Below are 18,981 nucleotides of genomic sequence, written 5' to 3' on the forward strand. Positions count from 1 at the left end.
CCAAAAAAGTTAAATAAGCCTAAAAGCATGATCAATAACAGTATTAAAAATATTTTCGCATTTATTTTAGCTAACTTAGAAGCGGAAGATATTCCAGATATAAATGAATTCATCTCTAATTACCAACAAATAAAGCCAATTGAAGATCCTTTTTTTTGGCTGTCTTGTGGAGCATTTATCTGCCTGATGTCTGGATTGATATTTGCAGACATAATGAAATCAAAACTAAATAATTGGTCATCAAAGAATATTTCACCAAATCCGCTACAAAATCCTAGAACAATATCAAGTTGGTTTTCATTCTTTACAGGCCTAACAATTATTTTCGCAAGTGCATTAAGTATCATAAACTTTTCTATTATTAAGTCAGTAATATTTTCCTCAATCATCTCAATAATTTCTGGCATAAGCATGTGGAAAGCAATTAAAGATTTACTAATCCAAGTAGAGGAGGGAACAGTTAAAGAAATAGATGAATTTTTTTAATGAAACTAGATTTTATACACTGTATTTTGAAATGAATATAGTATTTAGTTTATAAATAATGCCACTTAATAGATTACAAAAGATTATATCCGACTCCGGCCTTTTATCAAGACGGAAAGCTGACTTATTAATAAAACAGGGAAGAGTAACATTAAACGGAAGGCAAGCTGTTCTCGGAGAGAAAGCAGATCCAACCCTTGATCAAATTTTGGTCGACGGAAGAGATTTACCTAAAAAGTTAAATCATAAAGTTTTTCTATTAAATAAACCTTATGGAGTCATATCTAGCTGCGAAGATAATCATGGAAGGAAAACAATTTTAAGTTTTATTCCATCACACTTACGTCTTGGTATTCACCCCGTGGGAAGGTTAGATTTTGATAGCAGAGGAGCAATTCTATTGACCAATTATGGAGAGTTAACACTTAGGCTTACACATCCAAAATACTCCCACACAAAAACCTATCTTGTTTGGGTCAGTGGCAAGCCAAGTCAATCAATACTAGATAATTGGAGAAGGGGGATTTTACTTGATGGTAAAAAAACACTGCCAGCGAAAATAGAATTTTTGGATAACGACTCTCGCAAAACTCTTCTTAAAGTTATTTTGAAAGAGGGTCGCAATCGCCAAATTCGAAGAATAGCAGATCTCATTGGACATCCAGTTCAAGATTTGCAAAGAATATCGATCTCAAATATAAACTTAAATGGACTACAAGAAGGTAAGTGGCGAGAGCTAAAAAGGAAGGAATGGAGCTCAATAATCAATTAAAAACATTTGCATTTTATGGCTCTAAATTTTTACTTCAAAAAATCCTCATCCAAATTTTCTCAGGAGCAGGATAAACCTGTTTCTGAGAATGATTTTTCAGAAGCAATTAATTTATTTAAAGCTGAAAGAAAAAAATCTGGGATTTCTTTAGAGCAACTATCTAATGAGACCAAGATTTCAAAAAATGTCTTAATATCTATTGAAAATGGATGGAAAAAGTATTTGCCAGAGAAAACTTATTTGATTTCAATGATCAAAAGTATTGAGACTAAGTTCAATTTAGAGAAAGGTAGTTTAAACGGTTTACTCGCACAAAAAGATAGTATTGATAAAATATCTAGGTTTAGATTTAATTTCATAAATATTGACTTTCTTAATAGCTGGATTGGGAGCTTATTATATATTGTCTTTATGCTTTCATCGATATTAGCCCTTAATATTCAACAAAGATATCTTATAAAAATAAATAGTGTTTCGACAGAACCAATAATGTTAGAAAATACTATTCTAAAAAATGAAAATAAATTGAATAAAAAAGACAAGTAATGTTATCTCTTATTTTCTTTAGCTATGTCACCATATCTTTTTAAAGATTCTTGAATATTCAAATCATTTCTAGATAATCTCCATGACCAATTATTTTCTACTGTCCCAGGTTTATTATAACGAGAATTATTATCAAGATTTAATAAATCTTGCATAGGCGCTACAAATAATTTGGCTTTTGTTTCCATACCAATTCGAATCAACTCCCAAGAAGTGAAATTATCAAAATCAAGAATTCTTTCTCTAATTTGTTCTTTTCTTTCTTGATCCATTTCTCTCCACCAGCCTTGAGAAGTTGAATTATCGTGCGTTCCTGTATAAACAATCCAATTATCATTTTTAATATTCTCTGGCAAATATGGATTATCTAAATTCCCATCAAAAGCAAATTGAAGTATCTTCATTCCTGCTAATTCAAAGTCATCGCGCAACTTTTCAACATTTGATGTGATAAGGCCCAGATCTTCTGCAACTAAAGGAAGAAAACCACTGCAATCTTTTTTTATTAAACCTAGGATCTCTCTCCCTGGGGAAGATAACCAAAAACCATTCTCAGCTGTTTTATCTTTACCAGGAATTGCCCAAAAAGCTTCAAAAGCACGAAAATGATCAAGTCGTAAAAAATCAACTTGTTCTAGATGTCTTGAAATTCTTTTTCTCCACCATCTATATTTGCCGGCTTTATGCCTACTCCAGCGATAAACAGGGTTCCCCCAAAGCTGGCCGGTCTCAGAGAAATAATCAGGAGGAACTCCACTTTGAAGGTATGTATTTGAATTCGTTAAAATAGAAAACAATGATCGATTACTCCAAACATCAGCACTATCTTTAGACACGTAAAAAGGGACATCTCCAAATAAAAAAATCCCCAGATCTTTCGCAAGTTTTCTGATTGATTTCCACTGCCTGTCTAAATGCCATTGGAGCAGATTATGACCTAACAATTCTCTTTGATTATTAATTTTCCACTTTGCTAATTCTTTCTTATCCTTGGCTGCATATTTATCTGGCCATTCCCACCATGGAAGATCGTTGCTTTGAATTTTTAGCTCCATAAATATGGAATGATCATCCAACCAAAATTGTCTTGAGCACCATATTTCAAATTCTTCTTTAGTATTTCTGTTCTGTTTGTCCCAATAATCAACCAAAGAAGACCGCAAGGCCTTAACTTTTGAATTAGCTAATTGAAAATCTACTCTATCAACACAAAAAATATTTTCAGAAGAGTCTATTTCTAGATTATTAGCTAAGAAACCGTCTTTCACTAAATCATTCTGATCAAGGAACCATGGATTAAAGGCAAAACTTGATGGAGAACTATAAGGAGATCCAAAAGAATCCGTAGGAGCAAGAGGTAAAAATTGCCAAACTCCTATCCCAGATGCAGCTAGTTCATTAAGCCAAATTCGAGAAGGGTTGCCAAAAGTACCGCAGACAGGGCTATCAGGCAATGAGGTTGGATGAAGAAGGATCCCTGAATTTCTTTCTAATTTCACTTTTTTTATCTCTAAAAAACACGAAGAAAAACTAATAATGCTATTTTTTTATTAAATTCAAAATGGATTTCACTGTAAAATGGGAAATCTTTTTCTTAAGTATTAAAAAAATATATTTAGTATTTATATACTAACAAATCTAATAATAATTAAACATTTATTTTAGAAAAACCAAATCTTTTTTGAATTAAAACAAAAATTCTTATTATATTTCTTTCAATCAATAGCATTATTTATGCAAACTGCCAAAAAAATTTTTCTTTATTAAGCCAATATAAAAAAGCGATGATTTAATTTGAGATTTTATATTTTTCATTCAAGGAGCCTGCTCCTCTAGATGGCCCCTATTTCGATAATTCAGCTCTCTTTATCTTTGTGTTTTCAGCAAAAGCACCTTTAAAAATCTTTAGGCCTTTACCAGAAGTCAAATTATTAATGTTTTCAAAAGAAAATTCTTTAGAAGATATTTATAGTACCCCACCACCCAAAAAGAAGACAGGGCAATGATTCCAGGTTTCACAAAAGATGATGAGATCTTTTAAGAAAAAATTAAACAAAGCTTTTAGATGATCATGTATCAACATAAAGGTAGATTAGTAAATACTATTTCTTGCTTGCGGTGGAACGGTGACTAGTTTTATAACTGCAGCAAATCCTGACCCTACTAGTCTCAAGCATGACACTAATAGACTCAGATTGATTAGCGGGACATCGAATACAGCATTAGCAACAGAGATTGCGACTTATATGGGGATAACCAATGTCCCTCTAGTTTCAAAAAGGTTTGCGGATGGAGAGCTTTACGTTCAAATCCAGCAATCAATAAGAGGATGTGATGTTTTTCTAATACAGCCAACCTGTGCTCCTGTTAATGACAGCTTAATGGAACTCATGATCATGGTGGACGCCTGCAAAAGAGCATCTGCCAGACAAATTACAGCTGTAATTCCATACTTCGGTTACGCCAGGGCAGACAGAAAGACAGCAGGTAGAGAGTCAATAACCGCGAAACTAACCGCAAATATTCTTGTCAAATCAGGAGTAGATAGAGTATTGGCTATGGATTTACATTCGGCACAAATACAAGGTTATTTTGATATTCCCTGCGATCACATATATGGTTCACCGGTTTTAGTTGATTATCTATCAACCATGAAACTTGATGAGATAGTGGTCGTCTCTCCTGATGTAGGCGGTGTAGCTAGAGCAAGAGCCTTTGCCAAACAAATGAAGGACTCACCTTTAGCCATTATTGACAAGCGCCGCTCAGGGCATAATGTTGCCGAAAGCCTAACAGTAATTGGAGAAGTCTCAGGCAAAACTGCAATATTGATTGATGACATGATTGACACTGGAGGAACTATTTGTGCAGGAGCTGAATTACTTAGGAAAGAAGGTGCAAAAAAAGTAATTGCATGTGCATCTCATGCTGTTTTCTCTCCACCTGCTTACGAGAGACTCTCAAAAGAAGGCCTTTTTGAACAAGTTATTGTCACTAATAGTATTCCAGTGCCTACTAAATTAGATTTCTCTCAATTAAAGGTCTTATCAGTTGCAAATATGCTTGGAGAAGCTATTTGGAGAATTCACGAAGAAAGTTCTGTTAGCTCAATGTTCAGATAATTCTGTAAATTCACTTCAAAATTAGTTCCACTACCTCTCTTGTATTTGGTGAAATATTTGCTCTATTAATTTTTAAAATTGATTTATACATTCCCTCCTTATTTTGATCGACGTATGTTTTCCATTTACTAAAGATTTTCACCATTCTTGAGGCAGTTATTGGATTAATTTTATCTAAATCTATTAATTTATCAGCAAAAAATAAATAGCCTTGTCCATCAAGAGAATGAAACAACTCAATATTTTGACTAAATCCTCCTAGAACAGCTCGTATTGCATTTGGAGCCTTCCAATCAAATTTAGGGTGTGATAATAATTTTTCAATCACATCAATTCCTTGCTTATTAGGTCTTGACGCCTCATATGCGAACCATGAATCCAAAACAACTGCGTTATCATTCCAGAGGTTATAAAACAAATTTGAAGCTTCATTTGTCTCAACGCAATCAAGTGGTTTCAATGCTCCTAGTGCTGCCTTTGAGATAGTCATTGAAGAATGATTGATTGCTTCAACACAATTCTTTTTAACATTATTATCGCCCGCAAGAGTTAAATAAGACCAAATAGTTCCTAATAGCTTTCTTTGACCTTTGCCCTCAGGCCATTCATGGTTAATATTGGCAAATAATTTATAAGCTAGTGTTCTTAAGTCTTGAAGAATTCCTTTACCAATTAAAACTTTAAAATCAAGTGACTTTCTATAAATATTTACTGGATCCACTTTTTCAAATAGAGATTCCAATTCCGTTAAACCAGGAGTTTTTAAAAGAGTTGCCAAGAAAAAAGGATCTTTTAATTCTAAAGATTTCATGGATTGCTTTATAGCAAAAATAAACTTATCTTCCAATGAGGAATTTGCTTTGTTAAAAAGCCTATTTTTAATCATTTCACGCATTAAAAATTGACCAGAGTCCCACCTCGAGAAATAGTCATTATCGTTTAAGAAAAGAAAAAGATAATCATCTATAGACAAATCAGATTCCCAAACAACAGGGGAAGAGAAACGTCTAAAAATTGATAGAACTGGGGCATCTTTCTCAAATGGGAGTTTAATTTTTAGATTCTTATTATTTTTATCTAAGACAAATAAATTTTCCTCAAATATAGGTATAGGTCCTTTTTCTCTGCTATAACAAGAATAAAGAATTGGAATAATCATTTCAATATTTTCACTACTCTGATCACTCTCTATCTTTTGCTTAAAAGAGACATTTAAAATTGAATTTTTCGAATCCCAGGATTGATTAACATATACTTTTGGTGTACCTGATTTATAATACCAATTAAGAAATTTTGATACATCAAAAGGACAATTGCTTTCTTCTATATAGGCGCCTTTGATTAATGAATTAATGAAATCCTCAGTTGTTGCGGCAGTGCCATCAAAAGTTTTAATATAATTATCGATACCTCTAAAAAACTTTTCTCTGCCAAGTAATAGCTCAAGCATTCTTATCAGCTCAGCACCCTTTTCATATATAGTTGTTGTATAAAAGTTATCGATAGCCACATACTCTTTAGGCTTCACAGCATGTGAAGTAGGTCCCTTATCTTCAGCAAATTGAAAATTCCTAAGAAATGAAACATCTTCTATTCGTTTAAGTCCAGTGCTATGCAGATCTGAAGTAAAAGATTGATCTCTAAAAACTGTCAATCCCTCCTTCAATGAAAGCTGAAACCAATCTCGACATGTAATTCTATTACCGGTCCAATTGTGAAAATACTCATGAGCTATAACACTTTCTATTCTCTCTAATTCATCATCAGTCGCAGTCTTTGAGTCTGCTAAAACCAATTTTGAATTAAAAATATTTAGTCCCTTATTTTCCATTGCCCCCATATTAAAATGCCTAACCGCAACAATTTTATATTCATCTAAATCATATTCAAGACCATAAGTATCCTCATCCCATTTCATTGCTTTCTTTAGAGAATTTATAGCATGTTTTGTATATTTTTCATCTCCAGATTCAACATATATTAGAACATCAATCAATCTTCCTGTGTTTGTGATATATTTATCAGAAACTGAATTAAGCTTACCAGCAACTAAAGCGAATAAATAGCTTGGTTTAGGAAAAGGGTCTTCCCATACCACTTGATGTCTATGAACATTATTTTTTAATTTTCCTGAATATTTCTTATTTCCATTTGACAATAAGACAGGATATAATTTAGTGTCAGCTTCTAATCTTACTGTATATTTACTTAAGACATCAGGCCTGTCAGGATGATAACAGATACGTCTAAATCCTTCAGCTTCGCATTGCGTAGTTAACATCCCTGAGCTTATATATAATCCTTCTAATGATGTATTTCTAAAAGGATCAATTCGCGATCTTATTTTTAATTCAAACTCTGCCACTGGCGGACTCTTTATAATCAAGCATTTATCGGTAACTAAATATTCTTCTGACTTAAGTTCTCTTGCATTTATTGATATTGATAACAATTCAATTTGACTACCATTAAGAATAAGCTTTGTGGATTCTTTGTGCTTTGGTTTAATTATCATTCTTGATTGCAAAAAAACACAATCAGTTCGAATATCAAAATTTAAATCTATTCTCGGTATTAAGAAAGGATATTCAATATAGTCTGATAATTTAATAGATTCCTGAGTAAACATATTAAATAAATTTCTTTAGTTTCGAATATAATTTATTTCTTTTGGTTTAATTGTTCAACAGTTTTTAAGAATTTTTTCTTATCTTCATCTGGCACCATCTCCGGGCAATTCTTTATGGCACCATCAAGAATTTGCAAAATTGCTCCATTATATATATTTTTTTCTGGTAATTTTTCTTTTCCTAATTCTTTAATTAATCCACCATGTCTGCTTGTTATGAGCAATTCATAATTTTTCGCAGCCAAGGAAATAGCCTTCGGGAATTCAACTTCAATTTGTCTCGCCATACACAAATAGTTTATTCCTATTTGTCTATATAAAAAAATATCTTCATCACTAGCAGGAATAATATTAATTTCCGCTTTGTCAGTTCTAATTTTAGGTGTATTAGATTCGGACTTTATGGAGTTGCTGCAACTTGATAAAAATATTGAAGCAAACATAATTGATAAAGCCAAGATTTTGTGTCTTGGTGAATTTTTAATTTTTCTCAAGAGATTTTAGTCGGTAAAAAACATATGATGCAGGGAAAAAATCTATTGAAAATTCTTCACTTGCAAATTAAATATATAACATACATTGATTTCTATCAAAATAGATTTAACAAACTCTTCAGTTGGGATTCTTAATCCTTATTTCATGATGATTTTCAACTATCTTCAACTTATCGTTAAACCAACTATAAATAGTTCTGGATCTAAATTTATCTTGGTCTATTAAGCGCGTATGTTCCAATACGTGCCAATTATCGTAATTAGTATCAAAAATCAATTCGTGTTCATCAACTTGCCTAATGTTTGATATTCCTGAAGAATCGGTTAAATAAGAACAATCACGTATTAGTTGATGCCCTTGTAATCGAGCAATTATTTCTCCTTCACTTTTATAAGTTGGTCGTTTAATAAAAAAATCTTTTTTATCCTCGCACCACCACTTAAACCGATAGCTTTCAAATTCCGAATCTCGTTGATTTAACTTGCTTACATTTATGTACATTTCCAAATTAATAGCCTTTTCTTTATCAAAAAAATATTGTCTTTTAGAATGCCACAAACCAATATTTCGACCAAACCATCGCCTTAAATTACTGTCAAAGTTGATTCGCAGTCTATCAATGCCTACAGGAGAGTCTCTAGTCTTTTCAATACCAGATGAATGTGAAATAGCCATTTTCTGGAACTGAGAGATTTAAAAAGTATTCACTTAATTATTAGCCAATACCTAAAATGAGTCTCATTACCTTAAGGTATGCGTAATTATTTGGATCGCTCGACACTGTGGATAGTGCCGAAGCTCAGGACCGACGACAGTTAAAACTGTTGCTTGTGGCATCTCGCCATCATCTCTCAAGGAGAGATATTCGATCGTTAATTGAATATTTAGAAACAGAAGATAGTGGTTTCATTGTAAACTTAGAATTTTCAGATCCTTCTGATAACCCAGAGTTACTCGAGCTATATAGATTGGTAGCACTTCCTGCTCTAATAAAATTAGAGCCTTCGCCCAAACAAATTTTTGCTGGAAGTTCGATTTGTTCACAAGTTAAAACTTGGGTACCAAGATGGCAACATGAAGGGCTAATAAACTCTGTTGGCATCAGTCTTAGAGCAAAGACACTTGAATCCAATCAAACACAAAAAGAACTTCTTCTAGAGGATGATCTTCTAGTTCTCCGACAAGAAAACGAAACACTCACTAAAAAAATACATTCGCAAGAAAGTCTTTTAAGAATGGTTGCTCATGAATTGAGGACTCCTTTAACAGCTGCAGGATTGGCTCTCCAAAGTCAAAAGCTTGGACAAATAAGCATGTCAAAATTTCAAGAAGTCTTAAAGAGAAGGTTAGAAGAGATTGAACTACTCTCAAAGGACTTATTAGAAGTTGGAAGCACTCGGTGGGAAACTTTATTTAATCCTCAAAAAGTCGATCTAGCTAACTTAACTGCCGAAGCGATACTCGAGCTTGAGAAGCTATGGCTCAATCGCAAAATCAAAATAAATACTGATATTCCTTCTGATTTGCCCTCGGTCTTCGCTGATCAAAGAAGAATGATGCAGGTTTTACTAAACCTCATCGAAAATGCCTTGAAATTTTCCGAAGACAAAGGTGAAATTTTTATAACAATGCTTCACAGAACAAATCAATGGGTTGAAGTAATTGTTCGAGATAATGGACCTGGAATCCCATCAGAAGAACAACATCGAATATTTGTTGATCGAGTGAGACTTCCACAAACTTCTCAAGAGACAACTGGCTTTGGCATTGGTCTTTCAGTTTGTAGAAGAATTGTTGAAGTCCATGGTGGCAAGATCTGGGTAGTTTCTAAACCGACTGAAGGTGCATGTTTTTACTTCACCGTTCCAGTATGGCGAGGACAAAACAAGGATCAAGAAGCCTTGACGAGTGGCAAGGCGGGCCCGTAACTTTCAATTGTGACAACAATTACTTATTGAGTGATTTGTCACTTCATCTGGCCCCATCGTCTAGAGGCCTAGGACACCTCCCTTTCACGGAGGCGACAGGGGTTCGAATCCCCTTGGGGCTATAAATAAAATTTATTTAAAACTTTTTATAGTGCAAAAACCGCTTATTTTGATGGCAAAAATTTAAATGGTATTACCGTTTTTTTAATCCACCACTAGTAGAACAATGAAAGTAAAAAATTAGAAAAAATTTTTTCGGTTAATCAAAATCAATATCTAAAAGAATTTAATAGATGCATTTTGGAAGAAATCAGCTTGTGACGGTCTAAAAAGGTGAACCAGAAATTAGTAATATGATGATAAAACAGCTAAAAGTTACCACTTATTGGTAATCTCAGAATCTAATTTAAGTTTTTATGGCTTACTCAGAGACAAAGGTAGTTCTTGGTGGTCTTGCACATATTCCTATCATAATTGGTTTTTTCTACCTAATTCAAAGGCAATATTCATTTGGTGCAATTTTGCGAACTGGTAAAAATGCATTAAGCGACAAAGTTAAAGCAAAAACTACTACTGCTGCTAAAACCTCTGCACCTGTAAAATCAGCTTCTGCTAAAACCCCTACAACTGCAAAGCCAGCTGCTGCTAAAAACCCCACAACTGCAAAGCCAGCTGCTGCTAAAACCCCTGCAACTGCAAAGCCAGCTGCTGCTAAAACCTCTGCAACTGCAAAACCTGTGTCCGAATCAACCCCCTCTTCACCTGCAAAAGTACCGGCAGCAAAGAAACCCCATGCAGATGTGCCAGTAAATACTTACAAACCAAAAGCACCTTTCACCGGGACAGTAACCGAGAATTATTCAGCTCTCAAAGAAGGAGCAATAGGGAAAGTTCAACACATAACTTTTGATATATCAGGAGGTGAACCAGACTTCAAATATGTTGAAGGTCAAAGTTGCGGAATACTTGCTGCTGGCGAGGATGCAAAAGGTAAGCCACATAGGCCAAGACTTTATTCAATTGCTAGCACTAGGTATGGTGATAACTTTGCAGGGAACACACTCTCATTATGTGTACGCCAACTTCAATACGAAAAAGATGGTGAAACAATAAATGGTGTTTGCTCTACATATTTGTGTAACCTATCGCCTGGAGATAAAGTAAAAATTAGTGGTCCGGTAGGCAAAGAGATGCTTCTTCCAGAGGAAGAAGATTCGAACATAATAATGCTTGCCACAGGAACTGGTATTGCTCCAATGAGAGCCTATTTAAGAAGAATGTTTGAACCGACGGAAATTGAAAAACATCAGTGGAATTTTAAAGGAAAAGCTTGGTTGTTTATGGGTGCACCAAAAACAGCAAACCTTCTATACGATGCTGACTTTGAACACTACAAATCAAAATTCCCAGAAAATCTCAGATACACAAAAGCAATCAGCAGAGAACAGCAAAACACTAAAGGTGGAAGAATGTATATCCAAGATAGGGTCCTAGAACATGCTGACGAAATATTTACCATGATTGAGAATCCTAAAACACATATTTACTTGTGTGGACTAAAAGGAATGGAGCCAGGAATAGATGAAGCAATGACAACAGCAGCTTCTGCGAAAGGTTTGGACTGGTCTGAACTAAGACCTAAGCTAAGAAAAGCAGGAAGATGGCATGCTGAGACTTACTAGTAAAATAAGAAAGTCTGGAAAGCGATAATTATTAATTACTTTATAAATATTTTTTCTATATTTAATCAATCAATATCAATTTTGTTTTTGGACATCCGACCAAGAAATGGTGGAATGATTAGAAGCAATTTGGATAATATTTCAAATCCAATTGGCAAGGAATTTATCAATGAGCATGCCAGTAACAAACCCTTTGAGAATTGGACTTCGCCAAGAGCGAGTAGTACCTCCTCAATGTCTGGTTATTTTTGGTGCTTCAGGGGATTTGACTCACCGGAAACTTGTTCCTGCTTTATTCGAGCTCTTTAAGCAACGAAGATTACCAAGTGAGTTTGCAGTTTTAGGCTGTGCAAGAAGAGCATGGACTGATGAAATATTTAAAGAAAAAATGGAAGAAGCTCTTTCTTCTCGAATAAAAGAAAGTCCTAAAGAATGGGAATTGTTTTCTCAAAATCTTTTCTATGAACCTGTAGACCTTCAACAACCTGAGCACCTCGTAAAGCTTGGAGAAAGACTAGAAGTAATTGATAAATTAAGAGCAACGCATGGCCATCGAACTTTCTACCTTTCAGTTTCTCCCAAATTTTATGGAGGTGGATGTAGAGCTTTAGCAGCAGCAGGATTATTGAAAGATCCTAAGCGAAGCAGAGTTGTTATTGAAAAACCTTTTGGAAGAGACTTCAATAGCGCTCAGATACTCAATTCTCTGGTTCAGAGTTGTGCTCAAGAAAATCAAATATTTCGAATAGATCATTATTTAGGCAAAGAAACAGTTCAAAATATTCTTGTTCTCAGATTTGCAAACACGATTTTTGAACCTATTTGGAACAGAAATTATATATCGAGTGTTCAAATCACCAGTTCCGAAACAGTTGGAGTTGAAGATCGAGCAGGCTATTACGAATCTTCAGGAGCGTTAAGAGATATGGTTCAAAACCATCTAACTCAAATGCTTGCACTAACCGCAATGGAACCACCTGGGCATTTTGATCCAGAAGCCATAAGGAATGAAAAAGCCAAAGTACTACAAGCAGTAAAGCTTGCCAATGAAGAGAAGCCATGGGAATGCTGCGTAAGGGGACAGTATTCAAAAGGAGGAAGCGATGCGGATCCACTCCTTGGATATAGAGAAGAACCTGGTGTTAATCCAAACAGTACAACCGAAACATATGTAGCAATGAAGCTTTTCATAGACAATTGGAGATGGCAAGGGGTCCCTTTTTACGTGAGGACAGGAAAACGATTAGCTAAAAGACTTAGTGAAGTTGTTCTTACATTTAGAGAAGCTCCTGTTCATCTTTTTGATGCAGCTGGGGGATGCCCAACATCAAACCAATTAATACTCAGAATTCAACCCAATGAAGGAGCTGAATTTAGTTTTGAGGTGAAATCCCCAGGTTCTGGTATGAGAAGTAGACCTGTAAATATGGAGTTTTCTTATGATGAATCCTTTGGAGAGCCATCAGATGAGGGTTATGTAAGGCTCCTAGCTGATGCAATGCTTGGAGATCCAACATTGTTTACTCGAAGCGATGAAGTAGAGGCTGCTTGGCGTTTATATACTCCTCTTTTAGATAAAATTGAGGATTCCCCTTGGGAATTACCTGTTTATCCATATGAATCAAGGACATGGGGGCCTACTGAATCAGACTTACTAATTGGAAAAGATCAGCTTCTATGGAGAAGACCTTGAAAAAATTGAATCTAAATCTTTTATTCGAACCAAATTAAATGTCTCCTCAACTAACACTTCAAACGCCTCTTCAGCTACCTCCAGCTGAAATTCCTACTTACCTTGAGCAACTATGGTCTCATGAAGAAAGAGGAGACAAAGGAGCCAACACTTTTTGTTTAATTGTCTGGCAACCTGCTTGGATCGAACAAAAACTAGTCAAAACTGGAAAAATATCTGGGCCAGTAGTAGGTAGTCAAAGAAATGATCTTATAGAGGCTGCAAGAGAAATTATTTTAAAAGGTAATCTCCCCAACAGTACTTCACCATTAGATTTTAGAGTTCAATCTTCAATACAATGTGAAGAGCTAATTAAAAATGTAGAAGACCTTAGAGGGCAACACATTGATACTTCAATTAGTAATTTACAACCTAGAAGACTAATAACTATTGCACCAACAATTGAGAAAGAAAATAATTTAGAGACATTAGTTGCCGCATATTGTCCTCTTCCCGAAGAGGGCGGAGGCAAAACAGCTTGTGGCGACGTAATTGTTTTACGAGGTAATAAAAACGTAATTAATGATGGGCTTGAAATTGTTGAGACTCTTGTCCCTGATGAACTTCCTTCTTGGTTGTGGTGGAATGGAAGAGTTGATGAGGCTCCAGAATTCCTTCATGCTCTAGCTCTGCCAAATCGAAGATTAATTATTGATACTGCGCATGGAGAACCAAGCGTTTGCTTAAATTTATTACTTCAAAGGATTCAATCGGGCCAAGCTGTTAACGACCTTAATTGGCTTCGTCTTAGAAGCTGGAGAGAGACTTTAGCGATGGTGTTTGATCCACTTCAAAGAAGAAATGCTCTTGAGAATTTACAAAAAATTGACATCGATATTGAGGGTTCTCAAACAGTTCAAGGGCTTTTACTTGGTGCATGGATTGCCGATCGTCTCAACTGGAAACTTGAAAAGTTCATCTGCTCAAAAAAAGATCAGCTGAAAGTTAATTTTCTACGTCAAGACAACACTCTTGTTGAAGTCAGCATAACTTCTCTACCTATTGGTAAGCCAAGCATTAATCCTGGCCAAATAGTTGGTTTAAGATTAATTTCAAAAGCCAAGAACAAACAAAAAAACGATCTTTGTGTAATTCTGGCATCAGAATCTGGGGAATGTATGAGATTAGAAGCTGGAGGCATGGCAAGAATGGAACTTATTGAACAAGTAGTTCCTATTCAAAAGACCTCTTTAGAGAGTGATGTTGCTCGATTACTTTCCAGTAGTAGAGGAAACACAAGTCCTTTACTTGCGAGTGCGGCACCAATAGCAAATGAGATCCTTGATTTAGTTAATCAATCCAAATAAATATAGTCATTAGATGGCATGCGTAATTTCTGCTGTATCAAGTAACAGCGGTAAAACTCTTTTAAGTCTTCTTTTAATTTCTTATTTAAAAAGTATCAATAAAACAGTCCAAACTTTTAAAGTTGGACCTGATTATTTAGACCCTCAACAACTCGCAGCGGTATCAAAGAAAGCTTGTCGAAATCTTGATTTAATTCTCTCTGGAGAAAGATGGGTTAGAGAAAACTTTAATCGCTTTGGAGGATTAACTGATTATTCGTTTGTTGAAGGTGTAATGGGATTATTTGATGGAATTGGCAGTAGTACCAAAGGGAGTACAGCTGAATTAGCTAAGGTTTTAAATCTGCCAATAGTTCTAATTGTTGATGCCAGAGGGAAGGCTGCGTCAATAGCAGCCTTAATAAAAGGATTTAGAGAACATGATAAGGAATTAAAAATCGCAGGCGTTGTTCTAAATAATGTTCAAACTCCTAGACATGAAAAGATACTATTGGAGGTTCTTGATCAAATCAATATAAAGTCATTGGGTTCTTTACCTCCCTGCGAAGACTTATATCTTCCTACAAGGCATTTAGGTTTAGCACCAGCACATGAAATTCTTGAGTTAGAAATTAAAGTTAAGAAGTGGGCATCAATAGCCAAAGAATATATAGACATTGAAAGTTTTAAAAAACTTTTATTAGCTCCAAAATCCAACCACAAAATATATCACTTTTTGCCAAGGAAAGATCCAAGATTTATTCACCCAATCGCTATAGCTGAAGATAAAGCTTTCCATTTTAGGTATCAAGAAACAAAAGAATTGTTAGAAGATCACGGTATGCCAACTATTACTTGGAAACCTCTTGAAAATGAACAAATTCCAAAAGAAGCTAGAGGATTAATAATACCTGGTGGTTTTCCTGAGCAACATGCAAAACAATTAAGTAATTCAAAAAATAGCCTTAATTCATTAAGAATTTTTTCTCAACAGTTTCCTATATACGCTGAATGTGGTGGAATGATGCTTTTAGGTAAAAGTATATTTGATCTTGAAGGAAGAGAACATTCAATGTCTGGCGTATTACCTTTTAAGGTCAAAAAAGGTGATTTAAAAATTGGTTATAGAGAAGCAAGAAGTAAAAATAAAAGTCCTATTACCAGTCCTGGGAATAAACTAATAGGGCATGAATTTCATCGATGGGAATTAATTAATGAAAAATATAATTCACAAATAAATCACATATGGGATATCAAAGGATGGAATATGAAGATAAAGAAGGAAGGTTTTTGCAATCATTTAATTCATGCAAGTTGGATACATCTACATTGGGCAAGTTCGCCTCTCATAATAGAAAACTGGAAAAGAAGTGTTAGGAATTATGCCTAAAGTAAATTTATTTTCAAAAATAAGATTTTTAGAAATTAATCAATTAATAGTTTCTCTAAAAGAGCTTTATTCTTATTGCTTTTACTGTCACCAACAATCCAAACGCCATCGCTTGCTCTACTTACTGCGACGTATACAAGTCGTTTTCTAAATTCAAGATCTTTAGGCCAAAAAACATCGGAAGTTATAAACACTTCTCCAAAAGTACTTCCTTGACTTCTGTGAATTGTAAGGACAGAAGCGGGACCTAAAGAAGCGAATGAATCTCTAATAAAAAAGAAAAGTTTCCAAATCGAAGCGCTATTTTTTTTTCCTCTCTCTCTTGCTAAATTGCTCAACTTATTCAAAGAGAAGTCCAACTCGCTTCGAGATTTAGAACCTATTTGAGGCATTAACCTTAGAGAGAATTCTTTTTGATCACAGCTAACTTTAGCTATCTGAGTTTGGATAACAGGTAAAAGATTTTCAAAACTATGATTAATGTCTAAAGGGGCTAAGTCAAAACTATTTGGGATTACATCTTCTACCAGCAGTTCTCTGTTGGAACCAATCAAAATATCTGGTTCTTCTCCAAGCTCATCCTCATTTAATGAAGCGTTTACCATTACAGCCTTACGGCTAATTAAAACCTCACCAGGTAAAACCTGATATTGATCTGCCATATCACCATGAATAGCTCTTCTTGCATGAGGGACTAGATTATCAACAATTCTATTTGTATAGCAAAGAATTCTTGCTTTATCTGGATCATCCTCTAAAGAAGATAATCGTAATGTTGCCTTAGCTCTTTCAAGCCAACTTTTTCTATCTAATATTCCAACATTACCTTTCTTAGAATGAAAAATTGGAAGTATCGATGGCTGATTACAAGGGATTTGCCCGTCTCTAATTATCTTTGCCAATTTAAGAACAGGTCCTTGATGACGAACAACTTCTCTAAGTTCTGTATTTATTGCTCTTTTCATTAAAAAAACTGAGCTAGAGCTTTCTCCTACTGGTGGGAGTTGAGCAGGATCACCAACAAAAACCAACCGAGTCGAGTTACATCTTGCACATTCAAGAGTTATCTCCAATAATTTGGAATCAATCATTGATGCCTCATCAATCAGAACAAGTCCTAAATTCTCTAAAGATTTCTCCGTTTGATCTGTTTTCTCGCATATTTCGGCATCCGCCTTTCTTTTTAACTTAAGACGAAGCAAACGGTGAATGGTAGAAGGGAACCATGTTGGCTGAATAGATTCACTTTTCAATCCCTGCCTTAATACGCCTACAGCTTTATGAGTTGGTGCAACAACAGTCCAACTCAAACCTAATTCATCTACCTTTTTTAATAGTTTCATTGACAAATATGTTTTTCCACTACCTGCAAAGCCTTTCATTACAAAAGGTTTAAAGGAATATGGTTCCTTTAACCACTCACAAAATAATTCGAGAGATTTTTCTTGGTCCTTGGTTAAAAAAACACAATCTTCTTTTATTTTTACTTCTTTCACACAGCAAATAATCCTATCGTTTGCAAAATATGTAAAGGAGAGCCAAGGAAGAAAATACCTGGCAAAGCAACCATAGGTCCAACAAAACTGCCAACTAATACTTCAATTTTAGTATGTCCTAAAGACTCTTTTAAAATAGTTTCAGTCGATGATTCACTGTAATTATCTTTAAAAATCTCATTAACTTTTGCCGCCGTTAAACCTGCCGATCTTCTAATCCCAGCAGCATCATACATAACGACAAAAGCAATTGTTGAAGCCAAAGCAAATAAAGGATCATTAAAACCAAGCTGAAGCCCAATTCCTGCAGCAGTTCCTGTTACCAAAGCCGAATGACTGGAGGGCATACCGCCCGTTTCTATAAGTACTGATGGTCTCCATCTTTGCTTAAAAATTAATTCAAATAATAATTTAGAAAATTGAGCAATACCACATGCTGCAAGGCCCCAAGCCAATACAGCGTTATCAAGAATATAAATAAATTGAGATTCGAAAGCCGGATTGGTACTCATCTATCTCTACTTGTTATGTAATCAGCCAATGCAAGAAGAGGTTTTGATTTTTCAGACCAAGGATCAAGAGCATTTTTTGCTTTAGCAACTAATAGATCCGCTCTCCTTCTAGATTCCTCAAGACCAAGTAATTTTGGATAAGTAGTTTTATCAGCAATTAAATCTTTTCCTGCTGTTTTGCCCAACACTTCACTACTTGCTGTTACGTCAAGAATGTCATCAATTATTTGAAATGCCAATCCAATCCCTCTTGCATAGACACTTAATGCTTCCAGAAGCTTCTGATCAGCCCCACCAATTAATGCTCCACAAGTAACACATGCCTTTAGCAAAGCTCCTGTTTTGTGAAGATGAATATATTCCAAGGTCTCCAAATCAACCTCTTTACCTTCACAATCAAGATCAACCACTTGCCCTCCCACTAATCCAGGAGCTCCTGCCACTAATGAGAGCTCGCCTACTACTTTCAAGAGTCTCTCTGATGGTATACCCTTGGTCCGAATTGATACCATCTCAAAAGCCCTAGTCAATAGAGCATCTCCAGCAAGTATTGCTACAGCATCTCCATAGACTTTGTGATTAGTAGGACGTCCTCGACGTAAATCATCATTATCCATTGAAGGTAGATCATCATGGATAAGAGACATCGTGTGAATCATTTCCAGAGCTACTGCTGTAGGGAGAGCTTTTTCGACTTCTCCTCCAGCAAGTTCACAAGCAGCTAGACAAAGAATCGGCCTTAATCTTTTCCCTCCGGCCAAAAGGGAATAGCGCATAGATTCTCTTAATTTTTCAGGCTTTTCAGGGCCCAGAGAGGCATCCAGCGCATGTTCAACGCGAGCTCTAGATTTTTCTAGATACTCCGCGAAGTCAAAAGAAGCGATTGCTTCCTGCATGCAAAAAAT

16 protein-coding genes and 1 tRNA gene are annotated in these 18,981 nt (G+C 35.2%); 10 read left to right on the plus strand and 7 right to left on the minus strand.

Annotated elements, in window-relative coordinates:
* The first annotated feature begins 27 nt into the window (after window positions 1-27).
* Genes AC6EI2_RS04095 through AC6EI2_RS04105 form a run of 3 tightly spaced genes read left to right on the plus strand, consistent with a single transcriptional unit; the run spans window position 28 to window position 1,804 of the window.
* Window positions 28-486, plus strand: coding sequence for a hypothetical protein (locus tag AC6EI2_RS04095; protein ID WP_498463131.1), 459 nt, complete (start codon window positions 28-30; stop codon window positions 484-486).
* Between the two features lie 58 nt (window positions 487-544).
* Window positions 545-1,258, plus strand: coding sequence for a pseudouridine synthase (locus AC6EI2_RS04100; protein WP_498463132.1), 714 nt, complete (start codon window positions 545-547; stop codon window positions 1,256-1,258).
* A 15-nt stretch (window positions 1,259-1,273) separates the two neighbouring features.
* A complete protein-coding gene (locus tag AC6EI2_RS04105) occupies window positions 1,274-1,804 on the plus strand; it encodes a helix-turn-helix domain-containing protein (protein ID WP_498463133.1) in 531 nt (176 codons plus the stop codon).
* A gap of 2 nt (window positions 1,805-1,806) precedes the next feature.
* On the opposite strand, the gene malQ is transcribed toward AC6EI2_RS04105, so the two are convergent.
* A complete protein-coding gene (malQ, locus tag AC6EI2_RS04110; RefSeq protein ID WP_498463134.1) occupies window positions 1,807-3,303 on the minus strand; it encodes a 4-alpha-glucanotransferase in 1,497 nt (498 codons plus the stop codon).
* 627 nt (window positions 3,304-3,930) lie between these two features.
* Here malQ and AC6EI2_RS04115 point away from each other — a divergent pair.
* The gene (locus tag AC6EI2_RS04115; protein WP_498463135.1) at window positions 3,931-4,926 is read left to right on the plus strand and encodes a ribose-phosphate pyrophosphokinase; all 996 of its coding nucleotides are present in this window, start codon (window positions 3,931-3,933) and stop codon (window positions 4,924-4,926) included.
* Between the two features lie 10 nt (window positions 4,927-4,936).
* Here the strand turns inward: AC6EI2_RS04115 and pepN are convergent, their stop codons facing one another.
* From pepN to AC6EI2_RS04130, 3 genes are all read right to left on the minus strand, one after another.
* Complete coding sequence (gene pepN, locus AC6EI2_RS04120) at window positions 4,937-7,555, minus strand: aminopeptidase N (RefSeq protein WP_498463136.1); 2,619 nt, start codon at window positions 7,553-7,555, stop codon at window positions 4,937-4,939.
* 32 nt (window positions 7,556-7,587) lie between these two features.
* A complete protein-coding gene (locus tag AC6EI2_RS04125; protein ID WP_498463137.1) occupies window positions 7,588-8,013 on the minus strand; it encodes a DUF8650 domain-containing protein in 426 nt (141 codons plus the stop codon).
* A gap of 154 nt (window positions 8,014-8,167) precedes the next feature.
* The gene (locus AC6EI2_RS04130; protein WP_498463138.1) at window positions 8,168-8,725 is read right to left on the minus strand and encodes a hypothetical protein; all 558 of its coding nucleotides are present in this window, start codon (window positions 8,723-8,725) and stop codon (window positions 8,168-8,170) included.
* 107 nt (window positions 8,726-8,832) lie between these two features.
* Between AC6EI2_RS04130 and AC6EI2_RS04135 the strand changes: the two genes are divergently transcribed.
* The 6 genes from AC6EI2_RS04135 to AC6EI2_RS04160 all read left to right on the plus strand — a co-directional run bounded on the left by AC6EI2_RS04135 (window position 8,833) and on the right by AC6EI2_RS04160 (window position 16,068).
* A complete protein-coding gene (locus AC6EI2_RS04135; protein WP_498463139.1) occupies window positions 8,833-9,978 on the plus strand; it encodes a histidine kinase in 1,146 nt (381 codons plus the stop codon).
* 49 nt (window positions 9,979-10,027) lie between these two features.
* Window positions 10,028-10,100 (plus strand) — tRNA-Glu (locus tag AC6EI2_RS04140).
* 294 nt (window positions 10,101-10,394) lie between these two features.
* The gene (locus AC6EI2_RS04145) at window positions 10,395-11,660 is read left to right on the plus strand and encodes a ferredoxin-NADP reductase (RefSeq protein ID WP_498463140.1); all 1,266 of its coding nucleotides are present in this window, start codon (window positions 10,395-10,397) and stop codon (window positions 11,658-11,660) included.
* 169 nt (window positions 11,661-11,829) lie between these two features.
* A complete protein-coding gene (gene zwf, locus AC6EI2_RS04150) occupies window positions 11,830-13,353 on the plus strand; it encodes a glucose-6-phosphate dehydrogenase (RefSeq protein ID WP_498463455.1) in 1,524 nt (507 codons plus the stop codon).
* 38 nt (window positions 13,354-13,391) lie between these two features.
* Entirely contained in the window at window positions 13,392-14,699 is a 1,308-nt protein-coding gene (locus AC6EI2_RS04155) for a glucose-6-phosphate dehydrogenase assembly protein OpcA (protein ID WP_498463141.1), read from the plus strand.
* Between the two features lie 13 nt (window positions 14,700-14,712).
* Window positions 14,713-16,068 (plus strand): cobyrinic acid a,c-diamide synthase CobB, encoded by a 1,356-nt coding sequence (locus tag AC6EI2_RS04160; protein ID WP_498463142.1) that lies wholly within the window; start codon window positions 14,713-14,715, stop codon window positions 16,066-16,068.
* 35 nt (window positions 16,069-16,103) lie between these two features.
* On the opposite strand, the gene AC6EI2_RS04165 is transcribed toward AC6EI2_RS04160, so the two are convergent.
* The 3 genes from AC6EI2_RS04165 to crtE are packed head-to-tail and all read right to left on the minus strand — an operon-like array spanning window position 16,104 to window position 18,972.
* Entirely contained in the window at window positions 16,104-17,564 is a 1,461-nt protein-coding gene (locus tag AC6EI2_RS04165; protein WP_498463143.1) for an ATP-dependent DNA helicase, read from the minus strand.
* Window positions 17,561-18,076, minus strand: a complete 516-nt coding sequence (locus AC6EI2_RS04170; protein ID WP_498463144.1) for a divergent PAP2 family protein — start codon at window positions 18,074-18,076, stop codon at window positions 17,561-17,563. The genes AC6EI2_RS04165 and AC6EI2_RS04170 overlap by 4 nt, the downstream gene beginning before the upstream one ends.
* Window positions 18,073-18,972 (minus strand): geranylgeranyl diphosphate synthase CrtE, encoded by a 900-nt coding sequence (crtE, locus tag AC6EI2_RS04175; protein ID WP_498463145.1) that lies wholly within the window; start codon window positions 18,970-18,972, stop codon window positions 18,073-18,075. Before crtE ends, AC6EI2_RS04170 begins: the two co-directional genes overlap by 4 nt.
* Between the last annotated feature and the right edge of the window lie 9 nt (window positions 18,973-18,981).

Source organism: Prochlorococcus sp. MIT2302 (assembly GCF_059772385.1).